The organism is Vibrio sp. THAF64, from assembly GCF_009363455.1.
Classification (GTDB): domain Bacteria; phylum Pseudomonadota; class Gammaproteobacteria; order Enterobacterales; family Vibrionaceae; genus Vibrio; species Vibrio coralliilyticus.
The window spans coordinates 2,098,811-2,112,923 of the sequence record NZ_CP045355.1; the positions used below are offsets into that span (position 1 = coordinate 2,098,811).

At 43.7% G+C, this 14,113-nt stretch carries 14 protein-coding genes and 1 riboswitch; of the genes, 5 read left to right on the forward strand and 9 right to left on the reverse strand.

The features are described 5' to 3' along the window. Positions 1-101: 101 nt before the first annotated feature. Both FIU99_RS09600 and FIU99_RS09605 read right to left on the reverse strand, forming a co-directional pair. Positions 102-1,031 carry a hypothetical protein gene (locus FIU99_RS09600; RefSeq protein WP_006962578.1) on the reverse strand — a complete coding sequence of 310 codons (930 nt, stop codon included), beginning with the start codon at positions 1,029-1,031 and terminating at the stop codon, positions 102-104. Between the two features lie 186 nt (positions 1,032-1,217). After that, positions 1,218-1,736 carry a hypothetical protein gene (locus FIU99_RS09605; protein WP_006962580.1) on the reverse strand — a complete coding sequence of 173 codons (519 nt, stop codon included), beginning with the start codon at positions 1,734-1,736 and terminating at the stop codon, positions 1,218-1,220. A 266-nt stretch (positions 1,737-2,002) separates the two neighbouring features. On the opposite strand from FIU99_RS09605, the gene FIU99_RS09610 reads away from it, so the two are divergent. Continuing rightward, a complete protein-coding gene (locus FIU99_RS09610; protein WP_152472231.1) occupies positions 2,003-2,968 on the forward strand; it encodes an integron integrase in 966 nt (321 codons plus the stop codon). A 1-nt stretch (position 2,969) separates the two neighbouring features. Here the strand turns inward: FIU99_RS09610 and FIU99_RS09615 are convergent, their stop codons facing one another. From FIU99_RS09615 to FIU99_RS27340, 4 genes are all read right to left on the reverse strand, one after another. Then, positions 2,970-3,359 carry a ribosome recycling factor family protein gene (locus tag FIU99_RS09615; RefSeq protein WP_006962584.1) on the reverse strand — a complete coding sequence of 130 codons (390 nt, stop codon included), beginning with the start codon at positions 3,357-3,359 and terminating at the stop codon, positions 2,970-2,972. Between the two features lie 50 nt (positions 3,360-3,409). Beyond that, positions 3,410-5,188: a bifunctional diguanylate cyclase/phosphodiesterase gene (locus FIU99_RS09620; protein WP_006962585.1), complete on the reverse strand. Its 1,779-nt coding sequence runs from the start codon at positions 5,186-5,188 to the stop codon at positions 3,410-3,412. A 140-nt stretch (positions 5,189-5,328) separates the two neighbouring features. Then, positions 5,329-6,066, reverse strand: a complete 738-nt coding sequence (locus tag FIU99_RS09625) for a hypothetical protein (protein WP_006962586.1) — start codon at positions 6,064-6,066, stop codon at positions 5,329-5,331. Between the two features lie 18 nt (positions 6,067-6,084). Further along, positions 6,085-6,243, reverse strand: a complete 159-nt coding sequence (locus FIU99_RS27340; protein ID WP_006962587.1) for a hypothetical protein — start codon at positions 6,241-6,243, stop codon at positions 6,085-6,087. A gap of 284 nt (positions 6,244-6,527) precedes the next feature. Here FIU99_RS27340 and FIU99_RS09630 point away from each other — a divergent pair, with 284 nt between their 5' ends. Beyond that, on the forward strand, positions 6,528-6,866 hold the full coding sequence (locus FIU99_RS09630) for a YggL family protein (protein WP_006962588.1): 339 nt from the start codon (positions 6,528-6,530) through the stop codon (positions 6,864-6,866). Between the two features lie 45 nt (positions 6,867-6,911). Here FIU99_RS09630 and FIU99_RS09635 read toward each other — a convergent pair whose 3' ends face one another. Next, complete coding sequence (locus tag FIU99_RS09635) at positions 6,912-7,154, reverse strand: hypothetical protein (RefSeq protein ID WP_006962589.1); 243 nt, start codon at positions 7,152-7,154, stop codon at positions 6,912-6,914. A 449-nt stretch (positions 7,155-7,603) separates the two neighbouring features. Between FIU99_RS09635 and FIU99_RS09640 the strand changes: the two genes are divergently transcribed. Further along, the gene (locus FIU99_RS09640; protein WP_006962590.1) at positions 7,604-9,154 is read left to right on the forward strand and encodes a carboxypeptidase-like regulatory domain-containing protein; all 1,551 of its coding nucleotides are present in this window, start codon (positions 7,604-7,606) and stop codon (positions 9,152-9,154) included. Between the two features lie 283 nt (positions 9,155-9,437). Next, positions 9,438-9,541, forward strand: a riboswitch (glycine riboswitch). A 109-nt stretch (positions 9,542-9,650) separates the two neighbouring features. Further along, positions 9,651-11,024, forward strand: coding sequence for a sodium:alanine symporter family protein (locus FIU99_RS09645; RefSeq protein ID WP_006962591.1), 1,374 nt, complete (start codon positions 9,651-9,653; stop codon positions 11,022-11,024). A gap of 35 nt (positions 11,025-11,059) precedes the next feature. Here the strand turns inward: FIU99_RS09645 and FIU99_RS09650 are convergent, their stop codons facing one another. Continuing rightward, positions 11,060-11,674 (reverse strand): LysE family translocator, encoded by a 615-nt coding sequence (locus FIU99_RS09650; protein WP_172974072.1) that lies wholly within the window; start codon positions 11,672-11,674, stop codon positions 11,060-11,062. 266 nt (positions 11,675-11,940) lie between these two features. Between FIU99_RS09650 and FIU99_RS09655 the strand changes: the two genes are divergently transcribed. Then, positions 11,941-13,425 (forward strand): carboxypeptidase M32, encoded by a 1,485-nt coding sequence (locus tag FIU99_RS09655; protein ID WP_152472232.1) that lies wholly within the window; start codon positions 11,941-11,943, stop codon positions 13,423-13,425. 31 nt (positions 13,426-13,456) lie between these two features. On the opposite strand, the gene FIU99_RS09660 is transcribed toward FIU99_RS09655, so the two are convergent. Beyond that, positions 13,457-14,014 carry a thiamine phosphate synthase gene (locus tag FIU99_RS09660; protein ID WP_152472233.1) on the reverse strand — a complete coding sequence of 186 codons (558 nt, stop codon included), beginning with the start codon at positions 14,012-14,014 and terminating at the stop codon, positions 13,457-13,459. Positions 14,015-14,113 lie beyond the last annotated feature (99 nt).

Here is a 14,113-nt window from a genome sequence, read left to right on the forward strand (position 1 = left end):
CCCGACATTAACAATGCTAAAAATCTCGTACTCCAAAAAGTCAATGCAGGGCTAACAATCAAAAAGAGCGCCCATTGGCGCTCTCTCGAGAAGTTCAAAGCTTACTCTGTAAACGTGGCATTCAGTTTCACTTTATAGTGAGCATAAATGTTTGATGAGTAGTGCCTTGCAACCAGTTTTATCTTCAGCTTCTCTACATCAACCGGTTGTTCCAAAGCAACAGACTGTCGGCCTGGGAATTTCAGATAGCTTGGATATACGCGGTTACCATTTTCATCATGAACGAATGCAACAACAGATTGATTTCGAGCGTTGTCATTTGTTTCAACGACCAACTCTAAAGACTTCACTTTCTTATTATAAGTTGGGGTAATTTCAATCCAATCCGTCACTGCCTGACCAAAACGGACATACATTGATGTTCCTGCCGAGTGTGTTTCGTCAAAATCAATCACGGGGTCATGGTCAGGAAAGCTGCTTGCATCGTTCGGTTTGCTGTTACCAAAGTACTCTTGAATTAAGCTAAAGCTGTCTCCGTCATAATCTGTATTAGCATCGAGTCCAACTGAGTTATAAGTTTTCTTCCACCATGTCGGTAGATGATCGTTGTCTATACGCGAGCTTTCGCCAAAGTTAAAACGAAAATTCCCTTCAAATCGCTGACTCGATTGAGAAAAATCTGCATTATACAAAGAGATAACAGCTCGATAATTATCCTGCCAGTAAGCGATAGGCGTAGCAAATGTGTGCTCACCAATACCGGCGCGACAGTCTAGATAGTGCAGTAACGTACTCGCACTATCGTAAATACTAATCTTACAATCCATTGAAGACGGCTGGTTGTTGTCATAGCCTAACGTTGCCAAGTGGCGTCTGTCTGCAGGTAGTGAAAGGTTAACAGGGATATTCAAGCGCTGACCTTTATATAACGTCTGACTTACTTGAGTATTGAACGTTTCCAAGTGAGGATTAGTATTCGCAACAGCGACGAATGAGAGAAAGGGAAGAGCCAACAGAAGTTTTGTTTTCATTACATCAACCTATAGCCATTTGTTATTAATAACCTAAAATCAATTAACGAATGCTATTAATCACAGGTAAGGTATGTAAATACTCAATTGAAGAAACCAATTGATTTACAAATAGCTATAGGTTGTTACATCGTAAAATGTGACAGGTTTAATCTATAACGCGCTCTCCATTTGAATGAAAAGCTCTTAGGCAACTTCTGTCTCTTCTTGGCTCTGCTCATCTAATGGCTCAATCTCAGCATCTCTTAGCTTTTGAATGAGAACAGGCAGATCATTACGATAAAAACTTGCATTGTAACCTTGAGCAGCAGATGGTAGAGACTGAACAAACTGACACAATGGCTCGCAAGGCGCAGTGACGTCATCACTATCATTAGGGACAAGCAACACCTTTTCATTAACCGTCAATAACACGCTTTCTAATGACTGTTCGTAATGTTCTACATTTTCAGGCGTTATCGGCTGAAAAACAAAAAAATAGTTCGGCAATCGAATCATCGTGCTCTCATCCTGCTTCGATAAGGCACCAGAAAACACCCATTGCTGAGTTTCTGATTTGAATCGCTTTTTCATTTTTTCGACACGCACGGTCAGTGTTTTTTTCGCGTCTTGGGCTTCCTTTTTCCGTTTAGCTTCAAAATAGAAGTACAAGGCAAAGAGGGTTAATAGAACAAAAAGGAGCGCGATAAGAATAAAGAAAGGCATGATAATTTGCTTAGAATTGGTGCTGAGTAGCTGAAAAATAAAAGGAATTATACAAAATGATTCCTTTCTTAACCAAAGGTAATTAGCAATTTAGTGAAATCAGAAACATTCCGTGCAGGTTGTGCTTTATGTTAAGCATCAACTTCCCTTTCAAAAGTTACCCTAGATAACTCAACATAATTAATCCTAAAGTCATACTTTTGTTGTCGGGAAACACGCTATAAATGAACGCATCTACACAATGCCTAGAAAGATGATGAAGCGTTATGCCTGAGAAAAGTCCTTTTCTTAGAGAAGTATGTGAGCACATGAGACTAAGTGGTTACAGTATTCGAACGGAAAAATCGTACCTGTACTGGATTCGGTCTTATATTTTCTATCACGAAAAACGTCACCCTATGCAAATGGGATCAGAGGAAGTCATTCAATTTCTGTCCTATTTAGCCAACTCTCGCAATGTGGCAATCAATACACAAAAAGTAGCGCTAAATGCTCTGGTTTACCTTTATCAAGCCTTCCTCAAAATTGAACTGGGAGAATTGGGCTTTCGCCACGCAACCAAGCAAAGGCAGTTACCCGTTGTAATAACACCAAATGAAGTCAAGCAGGTTCTTTCTCATCTAAACGGAAAGGAAAAGCTTATCGTCGAGCTGCTTTATGGAAGTGGATTACGAATTTCAGAATGTTTAAGGCTGAGAGTTCAAGATATCGATTTGAGTAATCCATCCATTACAGTTAGAGATGGAAAAGGAAAAAAGGACAGGCAGACATTACTTAGTAAACAGTGTGTCGATGTCCTGAAACTGTTGATTGAACAGGCCGAGCAAGTTCAAATTGCCGACAACAAACACGGGATCGGCCCCTCACTCCCCTACGCAATCCATAAAAAATATCCGAACGCATTTCGTAAACTCGCTTGGATGTTTATTTTCCCCTCTCCTTCTATTTCGCATAGTCAATACAATAGTGATCATCCTTCTCGTCATCACCTTCATAGCAGTGTGATTAGAAAAGCGTTGAGTCGTGCCGTCGCAAAAACGACCATCAATAAAAAGGTAACTTGCCACACGTTTCGTCATAGCTTTGCAACACACCTATTGCAGGCAGGAAGAGACATTCGCAGTGTTCAAGAACTGCTGGGTCACAATGACGTAAAGACGACACAGATCTACACCCATGTTATCGGTCAACACTATGCAGGAACCACCAGCCCTCTAGATAACCTGAACTAAGTTATAAGATTTCAGACTCAAATCTAGCGGTACGAGCTTCTGAGAGTGAACAACCAGTGCGTTCCATCAACTCGGTGAGCGTGATTGTCGGGTCGGCAAGCAGTATGCGCTTAAGGCGCTCTTCAGTGGATTCACGTGGTTTAACACTTTGACTGATTTGTACATTCAACTTGCTTAACACAAAGTCGAATTCTGTAGATTGCTCAGATAGATTATTAAACAGGTCGAGTAGCGCCTCGGGTTGACCAATCAGTTGCCAGTTTCTCGAACGACGAACACGCTTGAGCTCACAATCGTGCTGTTTAGCGACAATACGCAACTGCTTGTTCGCGTCACCACCAATTCTGTGAATAAGCGAAGGGAGAGATATAACAAGGTTTTCTGACGGCATTGCAGGGCTCAGTTAACGAACAACCGAGATACTCTACCTGACAATCCACTTCATGCCGAGGCTTTACTGGAGTCAGAGCTGACATTAAAGAGCGAAAAGAACTCTTTACCTGAAAGAGGCTGGGAGAAAAGGTAGCCCTGATACTCATCGCAGTTTTCCTGACGCAGTACCTCTAGCTGCTGTTCGTCTTCAACGCCTTCAGCAATAACCTTAATATTCAGACTGTGACCCATCTGGACGATTGTTCTGAGTAACATACGATCCGCTTCATGAATCGCGCATTCATCAACAAAGCACTTATCAATTTTAAGTACATCAACGGGGAGCTGTTTCAAGTAACGCAAACAGGAATACTCCACCCCAAAATCATCAATCGCCACAGAGATCCCCAGTGCTCTCAACTGCCCACATATATCGGTCACTGCATCTGGGTCACTCATCAAAGCAGATTCGGTAATTTCGATCTGAAGTAGATGTGAAGGTAAACGAACTTCACGCAAAATTTCACAAATCACTTTAAACAGGTCAGTGTGATCGAACTGCACGTTTGAGACATTGACGGACACGCACAAATCTACACCAGCATCATGCCACTCTTTGATCTGATTACAGGCCTCTCGTAAAACCCAGTGCCCAAGGGGAACTATCTGAGCCGTTTTCTCAGCCACTGGAATAAATTCAGCAGGAGTGATTGAACCTAGCTGAGGATGTTTCCAACGGACCAGCGCCTCTGCCCCGACCACTTCTGAAGTCGTCGCCGAAACTTTAGGTTGGTAATACAAGGAGAACTGGTTTTTAACCAGCGCGTTTTTAATTTCAGTTTCAATTTGATGCTGCCTAATTGTTTCACCAAGCAACTCGTCATCAAACCAACACACAGAACCCGCGCCTTCAGAGCGAGCTTTAAATAAAGCAAAATCGGCATTTTTAACCCAAACATCGAGATTATCGACTGCGTCTCTGGCGAATGCTATACCTATACAAAAACCAAGCCTGTGAGAAGTGTTGTTAACATTGAAAAGAGTCTTCTTATGTCTAAGCAAGATTTCAATCGTCTCATCTAAAACCAATTCGACATCATGGGATTCAGCGATTAAAACAAACTCGTCACCTCCTAGGCGATAGAGTTTTCCGTACCCTCCAATGAGTTCATTGATATGGTTGGCAAACGCCACTAGTAATATGTCACCATGGCGATATCCTAAACGATCATTGACGTTCTTGAACCCATCAAGCCCAATGTGCAATAAGCCAAAATGCTCTGCGTTGTCTTTGTTTACTTGTTTGATATCACTATAGAAAGCATGAAGGTTTGGCAGCTTGGTCAGGTAATCCGTCACACTCTCCTGCTTGTAAGCCATAGCCTGCTCACGCACTTTGACATAAAAATACGCCATGATGGTCGCGAACACAGTAATCGCACTGACTTCTGTCGCTACCTCAATAAATAGCTGTAAGTCCGTTGAAGTTAATTGGTATAGATAACCATTCACTAGCGCCGCCCCAACGGCGATTGGCCACAAAGTCCCTGGGAAAAGTACGATGTAGCAGAGTGGAATGAGTATTAAGGCGTCTCTGACAGAACCGATTTCAAATGGCTGAACCAACCCACCAATTAGGAACATCGCGACTGAAGAAAAGGCAAATAAGTGGCGCAACGTGAGATCGTTTGCAATCAAAGCCAAGATCATGAGTATCGGAAAAATAAAGAAAATGCGTGACCAGCTGTGGTCCTGATTTACCAACCCATAGGAGACAACCCCTACCGCACAGAGAAAGGCAAGGTTAGCAATGATTTTTACCCACTCTGTACCATTATTCTTCTGCACGCCGCTTCCTTAACCGCATAAGCACGTTTGTCGAGGTTATTGGTCTATCCATTAAAATTAGTAACAAATCTATTAATTGCCTACTTTTGATATAAAAAAACCTCCCTAGTGGGAGGTTTAATAACAATTTCAGCGCGATGTTACTGCAAACCTAATTCGTCTGTAAGTGCCTTCATTTGTTTTAGATCCATCTGATGCACTCTGATCATCTGATTGACCTGACTTAAGCGAGAGTTTGCTTCATCTTGCTTATCACATGAGTCAGATTTTGCATCCCATGACGTACCTGATAGGTACAAATCACAATCTTTTTTCAGCTGTTTGACTTTAGGTTCGAGCTCTTCGCGTTCTTTTTCTAGTGCTTCCAGTTCTTGCTTAACTTTGAGCTCTTGTTGGAATAACTCTCGTGATCGCTCAAACATCGTCGCTTGCATATCAGCCTGTCGATTCAGTTGATTATTCTCTCGGTTCGCTTCAGCAATCTTCTGCTTCTGCTGATTCAGTTGTTCCTCAAGGGATAAATTGACTTTTTCCAGCTCAGAAACCTCTGAACGTAGAGCTGCCAATGCATCTTCGTGCTCTTGCTGCTGCTCCTCGATGGCTTGTTGCAGCTTAACTGCGATTTCATCATCCACTTTCGCCACTTTATCTTCGACTTCAACAACCAGCTGTTTTTTGTCTTCTACAAGTAACTGATATTTTTCTTCCAGCCCATTGTAGGCATTTTGCCATTTACCGGCCGTGACGACGGAGCCAACTAACCCACCTAGTGCTAATCCTAAGACACCAGCAATAATGATGTATAAATAACTGCGCTTATCTCTTTCTTCGATAACCACCACATCATCATTGTTATCCATTTCAGACTCGTTGTTCACTTCTTTGCTCCTACTGGTTTAGCGCATGAGTTCGGTTACCACCAAAGTGGCGGTATAAACTAAAAAGCCGGAGATCAGAGTAACAACGACATATTTTTGCAGCTTTTCGTTGGTTCGATACCGGATCAGAACAAACGCCAATGCCACCAAAAAAACAATCGCAATCAATCTTGTCATACCGTCTCCTTAGCCAGACTCTGCGCGAACCTCAATGGCCTGTTAACTCGTTCATTTATACCATTTTTTAAGAGCATTGGGTCAGAGTTAGGTTTGTTTTATACCCATTTGATTTAATTATATACACTCCCATTCCCGCTTCCTCCACTTCCACGTGGTTTAATCGTAACAAAACGCGACCTTTCCCAAACAACATTAGAATTTTACCCCTTTAACAGAATTATATTTGGGCTTGCATAGAATTTGAGGTATAAGGAGCTAACTCGAAAGTTTGAGGCAAAATAATGAAACCATTTAAGTTAGAAAATAAGAAACGTCGTATCCAGAAGAAGCTATTTTTGGGTGAGTTCGCGATGCTTGGATTCGAAGTCAGCTGTGAAACAACGATCACTGACTTTGACAACTACGACGCGTTTGTTGACGAGTTCATTGATTACATTGATGCGCTTGGTCTAAGCTTTGGCGGCGGTGGTCTTGAGTTGTTTGAAGGCTTTATCTGTCACTCAGAAAGATACCAAAGCGTAACAGAAGAACAACAAGCAAAAGTCGCTGAATGGCTGGATGCTCGCGCTGATGTGAAATCAGTGCAAGTAAGCGAGCTGGTTGACGCGAACTACTTCTAAGCTTTGCAATAGCGCCCTACTTAGGGCGCTATTGCTATGTCATATCTATTTCACTTCTAAACCTAGATTGTATTGCGCCAAGCATCGGGTGACATAACTCACTTTCAAAAATGCAGCTATTACGATGGTACTGATATGCGCAGCAATTTGAGCATTCAGGCTGAAGGAGTTAGCGTATGGATACGAAATCAGCACGCTGACCACCAGTGCGAGAAAAGTGACGACCAGTCCAATATTTGAAACAGTCAAAAGTGTTTTGAATGTAGTGCGAGTTGGTTGAACAAACATAGAGACCTCACTAGATTATTTTGTTTTTCTCTCTACATTGCATTCTTCTTGCCAACTTTAAAATCTCCGTATAATCAATACAATAGAAATCAAACCAACAAAAATAGTGTCAATAAGACATCACAACAATAAAGTCAAAAAGACACTATAGAGTCTTTAAAACCGAACTCAACTTAACCCCCTCGACACACTCCACTCAACAGTTTTAAACCAGTTGAATTCCAATTATTTTAATGGGTTAAAATTACATATATATCACTTAGTATAAATACTCAAAACACTATTGATATGATGATTGTTTTATATGTAGTATGACTTCTTCAGAGCGACGAGATTCAACTTTTTCGCCTGCTCTGATGTTCATCGAGAACTTAAGTTAGTTCGTAGTCAACTTGTTGTAAGTCTCATTCCACCATGAATTACTACTTCATTAGTGAGGAGAGACCTCCATGCGATATTTAGCATTACTCGCTGCCCTACTTTCATTAGGTACAAATGCATCACCCAATTTTCCTGATTTATCCGATTATCAAAAAATCGACAAGGTATCAGGAACAACGTCACTTTCGCGTAACGTCGGCGTCATCGAAAACCAAATTATTTTTAAAGATTTTGGCGTTTGGAAGTTTGGTCCAAAGCTTCCGGTTACCGGCAGTGGATATACCGATAAGTACGTCTACAACACAGACCGCTTTATTGCTATCGGTTCCAACTCTGAGCACAAAGTTTGGCTGTACGAGCGCGAGAACGCATTCAAACCAAACTGGACGTTATCTAGCACAATCGAACTGCCGGACGACGTTGACCCACAACTTTCTCAATTTGGTGAGTCTGTTTACCTTGATGACCAGCTACTCACAATTTCCGATCCCAAGCAAAGAAGCGTTTATGTATACCTCAGAAACTCTGGGGAATGGCAACTGGTCGATAAGCTAGACGTCAACAGCTTTCCCGACCCTACTTATCAGTCTTTAGGGTTTACTGTTCGCCGTTATGCCAACGAGTTGTACATCAGCGAATCGTCAGCAGAGCGTATCTTTATTTTCCGCAGTCGAGATCTTAATACTTGGCACTTAGGTGATGTTATTGAGTCGCCGGATAAGACCCCAACTCAATCCAGTCAGTTTGGTTTCGCCTTTGATGTGAATAAGCACTTTTTAGTCGTAAGTAGTTACACAACGTCGTACGTGCATGTCTTCATGAGACGTCATCCTTACGAATCTTGGAGCCTTCAGCAGACGATCAATCAAGCGGATATCGATACGGAAACAGGCTATTTTGGTCATGACGTGGAGCTAGATCGGACCACCTTCATGATTGGTGATGACGCACTAGGGAAAGTTTATCGTTTCGATATCCAAAAAGGTAAAGAGTTGTCTTGGCAGCTGGCTGAAATCTTTCAGACTGGAGACGGGAACAGTAGGTATGGTTCCAGTTTTGGGTTTGAATCAGGCACTTTATTGATTGGTGATATTAGCAATTCACACCTATTTACGCGCCCTACTTCAAAAGTAAACATTGAAGGATACGTATACTCTCAGGATGGCATCCCTGTCCAAAACGCAGATGTAAGAGGTTACTTCTCCAGCGCTAAAACAGACGCTAATGGCGCATACACCTTACCTGTTCCAAGAGGTTGGAGTGGCAGCCTTTACGCAGAAAAATTTGCTGGGGCGATTTACACCAGTCAACCCATTGACCTCAATCGAACATATCGAGATGTCACGCTCGAAGACTTTACTATTTCGGAACCGATTATGTTTCCCACCATCATGACCATCTCAGGAAGCTGCCGCGATACTGAAATGTACATAGAGGAGATTCCTAGAGGAGATCAAGACAATGTCTTTAGTCGATTTATTCAATTTGATCTTCGCTATGGTACGAGCGGCACCTTAACACCTGTCTCCGAAGTCTGTGACGTTACCCCTTCGCAACTTGAGTATGACTTCGTGGATGAAAATTCCATCTTTAGCATCCGTACTCAAAACAAAGAATGAGTTTTAACTAAGAGCCTTTGAAGCTTTCAAAGGCTCTAATTATCCTCATTTCCCCCATTTTGTTATTCATGCAAAAAACTAATTGAATTACACAAAAATAATGATAGAGTTCACACGTTGGTAGCAACCAGTGCTATCAACCAACTTTTGCTCACTTTACGAGCAATCGTTCCGATGAAGACTACAGGAGAGTGGTTATTAACCAAATTTTAACATTTGGACGAAATAACCTACCGAAGAAGTAAATCTTTCAGGTGCTGTGAAAACAGCGAGGACTGTAGTTGGAGGAACCTCTGGAGAGAACCGTTAAATCGGTCGCCGAAGGAGCAAACCTCACACCATCAGGTGTGTGGTGAAACTCTCAGGCAAAAGGACAGAGGAGTGAAAAGAACAACCTAGCTATGATCGCTTTGCTGCCTGTAGCGTTTGTTGAGACTCGTCGTCTCTGCCCTTTCACTCTTCTCCTTAGTAATGCTTTATCAATTAAGGGGAAATCATGGATAACCTTCAATCTTTACTTAAAACTATCGACAGCTTTGTCTGGGGTCCACCACTACTTATCCTGTTAGTGGGAACCGGTGTCTACTTTACTTTTCGCTTAGGCTTACTTCAGTTTCGACACCTGCCGACTGCACTGAAAATGGTTTTCAGCAAAGATGATTCCAAAAAACCAGGTGATGTTTCAAGCTTCGCCGCTCTTTGTACCGCGCTTTCTGCCACCATCGGTACAGGTAACATTGTTGGTGTCGCAACCGCAATAAAACTCGGTGGTCCGGGTGCACTGTTCTGGATGTGGCTTGCTGCTCTGTTCGGAATGGCGACTAAATACGCGGAATGCTTATTGGCTGTTAAATACCGCAAGGTAGATGACAAAGGCCAGATGGTTGGTGGACCAATGTACTACCTCCAATATGGGGTGGGTTCTCGTACGCTCGCTTCGCTATTCGCCTTCTTCGCTTTGGGTGTTGCCTGCTTCGGTATTGGTACTTTCCCTCAGGTAAACGCGATTCTAGACGCCAGCCAGATCTCTTTTGGCGTGCCGCGAGAAGCATCCGCAGTGGTACTGACGGTACTAGTCGCGTTTGTCACGCTGGGTGGTATTCAGTCAATTGCTAAAGTTGCAGGCAAAGTCGTTCCAACGATGGCGCTGTTCTACGTATTGGCTTGTTTGAGCGTGATTGTCATCAACAGCGATCAACTGTTCAATGCTATCGAGCTAGTTCTGGTGTCTGCTTTCACACAAACGGCGGCAACAGGTGGCTTCCTTGGTGCAAGCATCATGCTAGCCATCCAGTCGGGTATTGCTCGTGGTGTTTTCTCTAACGAATCGGGTCTTGGCAGTGCTCCCATGGCAGCAGCGGCTGCGAAAACCGATTCGTGTGTGAGACAAGGTCTGATTTCGATGACAGGTACCTTCTTCGATACCATTATCATTTGTACGATGACAGGTCTTGCACTGATCCTGACTGGTGCATGGCAAAGTGACTTTGCTGGTGCAGCGATGACGACTCACGCTTTTGCTGTTGGCCTGAATGCTGAAACGCTTGGCCCTATTCTGGTTTCCGTTGGTTTGATCTTCTTCGCCTTCACAACCATTCTGGGTTGGAACTACTATGGTGAGCGCTGTGTCGTATTTTTGTTCGGCACCAAAGCCGTTCTGCCATACAAGGTTATCTTCCTTGCTTTGGTGGCATCAGGCGCTTTCCTACACCTCGATATGATTTGGATTATCGCTGATATCGTTAACGGCTTGATGGCGGTGCCTAACCTGATCGGTTTGATCTTGCTCCGTCATGTCGTGATTGAGGAAACGAAAGCGTATTTCTCAGCCGCTGTCGATAACTTAAAGCAACCTCAGATGCAGAGCTAACCAATAAAAAAACAGCGGCTTAAGCCGCTGTTTTTTTATTCTTCCACTATAAGTTTCACACCTAAGCCAACGAGAACCACTCCTGTTGTTGCTTCCATTCGGCGCATAAACTTAGGGCTTTTAAGTAGGTTCTTTGCTGAGTTCAAAGTACCTGCTAAGCCACACTGCCAAATCATGGCAATCACAAAGTGGATAGCCGCCATCAAACTGGATTGCAAAAATGCCGAACCCTCGGGATTGATAAACTGCGGCAAGAACGCGAGATAGAAAACTGCTGTTTTCGGGTTGAGAATATTTGACAGAAAGCCTTCTCGAAGAGAGCGTTTCATATCCAGATTATGCGTATGAGACTCCATATTCGACAGAGCCACATCTCCTTTCCAGACCTCTCTTAAAGTTGTCGCCCCCAGCCATATAAGATAAGCGGCACCAACCATCTTTACTGCATTAAACAGTTCTGCCGACTGAGCCAAAATAGCGGAGATACCAATTGCAGAAAACGTCGCGTGGACAAACAGACCTAAACAAATACCTAGACTGGTGGCAACGCCATCTTTCACTCCACCTCGGGAAGAATTGCGTAGCACCAGCGCAGTGTCCAGACCCGGTGTTAGCGTTAAAATGGTAATGGCGATCAGAAACGCTTCCATATTGTTAATCACATCTACTCCTTTCTATGCCTCTTCTCGAATTCATCGAGGCCATTTGATAATCCTCTTCTATCATCAAAACGTCAGTGAATAAACAACGAAACGGAATTCTTTTCCGCCATACCAATAACATTTAAATCACTAAATGCTCGAAATAGTGTGATTTAACAGAGACTCAATCCAAAGGATGTAACCGGATAGTACTTGGTCTGACTACGCGAGGTTGATACACTTTCCTTCTCCTAAATAGTCACGGAAGGCGACCCATGAGCGCATTCGAAAAACTCAAAGCACATTCTAAAAAAATCTCTCATTTCAGCCACCTTGCTTCTATTTGTGGTTGGGACCAAGCAGCAGTTATGCCTAGCGGCGGTAACCAAGCTCGCTCTGAAGCCATGGCGGAACTCTCGGTTCATATTCACGGCCTTCATACTCAGCCTCAACTGGCAGACTGGTTTGCAGAAGCCGAAGGTGAATCACTCAATACAGATGACAAGGCGACACTTCGCGAGTTGAAACGCCAGTGGCAGCAAGCCAACCTTCTCCCAGAAGAACTGGTGCAAGCTAAATCCCTTGCAGGTTCCAAATGTGAACATGCATGGCGTACACAACGTGGTGACAATGACTGGGTTGGGTTCGAGAAGAACTGGGCTGAGGTAGTGAAACTTTCTCAGGAAGAAGCGCAAATCCGAGCAGAGGCAAACGGACTCACTCCATACGATGCCATGTTGGATATCTACGAGCCCGGCACCAGCTCCGCTTCCCTAGACACCTTGTTTAGCAATGTGAAAAGCTGGTTGCCAGAACTTATTGATGAAGTGATTGAAAAGCAATCTTCTGAGCAGTTTATTCAACCTGAAGGTAAATTCGCAACAGACAAGCAGAAAGCACTTGGTCTCGAAGTGATGAAGCTACTGCAGTTCGACTTTGAACATGGTCGTCTGGATGAGAGTGTGCACCCATTCTGTGGCGGTGTACCATCGGATGTGCGTATTACGACTCGCTACGACGAAAACGAGTTCGTTCAATCGCTGATGGGCATTGTACACGAAACGGGTCATGCTCGTTATGAACAAGGACTACCAAAATCTCTAGCTGGATTACCTTCTGGTGAAGCTCGCTCTATGGGTATTCACGAGTCTCAATCGCTATTTTTTGAAATGCAGGTCGGGCGCAGCGACGCCTTTATCGCTCATCTGGCAGGTTTTGCGGCCAAGCATTTCGATGGCGATAACCCAGCTCTATTCTCGCAGGAAAACTTCCACAAACTATACACCCGCGTGAAAAAAGACTTCATTCGTGTTGATGCCGACGAGCTTACCTACCCTGCTCACGTTATTTTACGCTACGAGATTGAGCGCGACCTGATCAACGGTAAGATCAAACACACTGACGTCCCTGAATTGTGGAATGAAAAAATGCAGGCTTACCTTGGATTATCGACCAAAGACAACTTCAAGAACGGTTGTATGCAAGACATCCACTGGACCGACGGCGCATTTGGCTACTTCCCATCTTACACATTAGGGGCCATGTATGCCGCGCAGTTTATGGCAGCAATGAAGCAAACAGTTGATGTTGATGCAGCCATTAAAGCTGGCGATTTAACGCCAATCTTTAGCTGGCTATCAGACAATATCTGGAGCAAGGGAAGCTTACTCACAACAGATCAGTTAGTGAAGCAATCAACAGGCGACACTCTCAACGCGCAATTCTTTAAAGATCACCTCAAGAATCGCTATTTAGGCTAAACGCTAAGGCTGGTGAATTCACCAGCCTTTTTCATTTCTCAACCTTCCAAAAGTCTGAAATCCCAGCAACGCCGTGCGCACCGTAGCTTTGTACATGTTCTACGTTATGGGTACTTTGCCCACCGAGGGCAAAGGTTGGCATGTTCGCCAATTTGGATAGCTCCGCAAAGCGCTGCCAACCAATCGGAGTGGCATCAGGATGAGAGTTCGTCGCTTCCACTGGCGAAATAGTAATGAAATCACACCCTGCTTTATTCGCCAGCTCAATCTCCTGCTCATTGTGACACGATGCCGCCAGATATTGCGCGCCGCTGTGACGAACTGACTGAATCAAAGCCTTATCTGAGAGGTCTTTTGAGGTAAAGTGCACGCCATAAAAAGGAGCTACATCCGAGCCGTCATAGGAAGCAGAATTGACCAACACAATCCCTTTCACATAGGGAGCAATTGCTTGCTTTAGAGACGATAGACTGTACGACTTGGCTCGTACCTGGCACAAACTGTCAACGCCTTGCAAAACAAGTAATTGCGCCAACTCATCTAGACTCTTCTCATTACGGGTAATGGCGTACTTTGTAGGTAACAACATTGGCGACTCTTTTCTCTTCAACAAATTTTGCGAAACAGCCGAAATGTTACTACTTGTTCGTTTTGGTTTCACTATCATCTGAGTCAGCCACATAAACCT

Excerpts from the sequence above, each read along its gene's own strand:
- FIU99_RS09610 (WP_152472231.1), top strand. The coding sequence starts at position 2,003 with ATGCCTGAGAAAAGTCCTTTTCTTAGAGAAGTATGTGAGCACATGAGA.
- FIU99_RS09605 (WP_006962580.1), bottom strand. The coding sequence starts at position 1,736 with ATGCCTTTCTTTATTCTTATCGCGCTCCTTTTTGTTCTATTAACCCTC.
- FIU99_RS09660 (WP_152472233.1), bottom strand. The coding sequence starts at position 14,014 with ATGTTGTTACCTACAAAGTACGCCATTACCCGTAATGAGAAGAGTCTA.
- FIU99_RS09640 (WP_006962590.1), top strand. The coding sequence starts at position 7,604 with ATGCGATATTTAGCATTACTCGCTGCCCTACTTTCATTAGGTACAAAT.
- FIU99_RS09615 (WP_006962584.1), bottom strand. The coding sequence starts at position 3,359 with ATGCCGTCAGAAAACCTTGTTATATCTCTCCCTTCGCTTATTCACAGA.
- FIU99_RS09600 (WP_006962578.1), bottom strand. The coding sequence starts at position 1,031 with ATGAAAACAAAACTTCTGTTGGCTCTTCCCTTTCTCTCATTCGTCGCT.
- FIU99_RS09635 (WP_006962589.1), bottom strand. The coding sequence starts at position 7,154 with ATGTTTGTTCAACCAACTCGCACTACATTCAAAACACTTTTGACTGTT.
- FIU99_RS09650 (WP_172974072.1), bottom strand. The coding sequence starts at position 11,674 with ATGGAAGCGTTTCTGATCGCCATTACCATTTTAACGCTAACACCGGGT.
- FIU99_RS09630 (WP_006962588.1), top strand. The coding sequence starts at position 6,528 with ATGAAACCATTTAAGTTAGAAAATAAGAAACGTCGTATCCAGAAGAAG.
- FIU99_RS27340 (WP_006962587.1), bottom strand. The coding sequence starts at position 6,243 with ATGACAAGATTGATTGCGATTGTTTTTTTGGTGGCATTGGCGTTTGTT.
- FIU99_RS09655 (WP_152472232.1), top strand. The coding sequence starts at position 11,941 with ATGAGCGCATTCGAAAAACTCAAAGCACATTCTAAAAAAATCTCTCAT.
- FIU99_RS09645 (WP_006962591.1), top strand. The coding sequence starts at position 9,651 with ATGGATAACCTTCAATCTTTACTTAAAACTATCGACAGCTTTGTCTGG.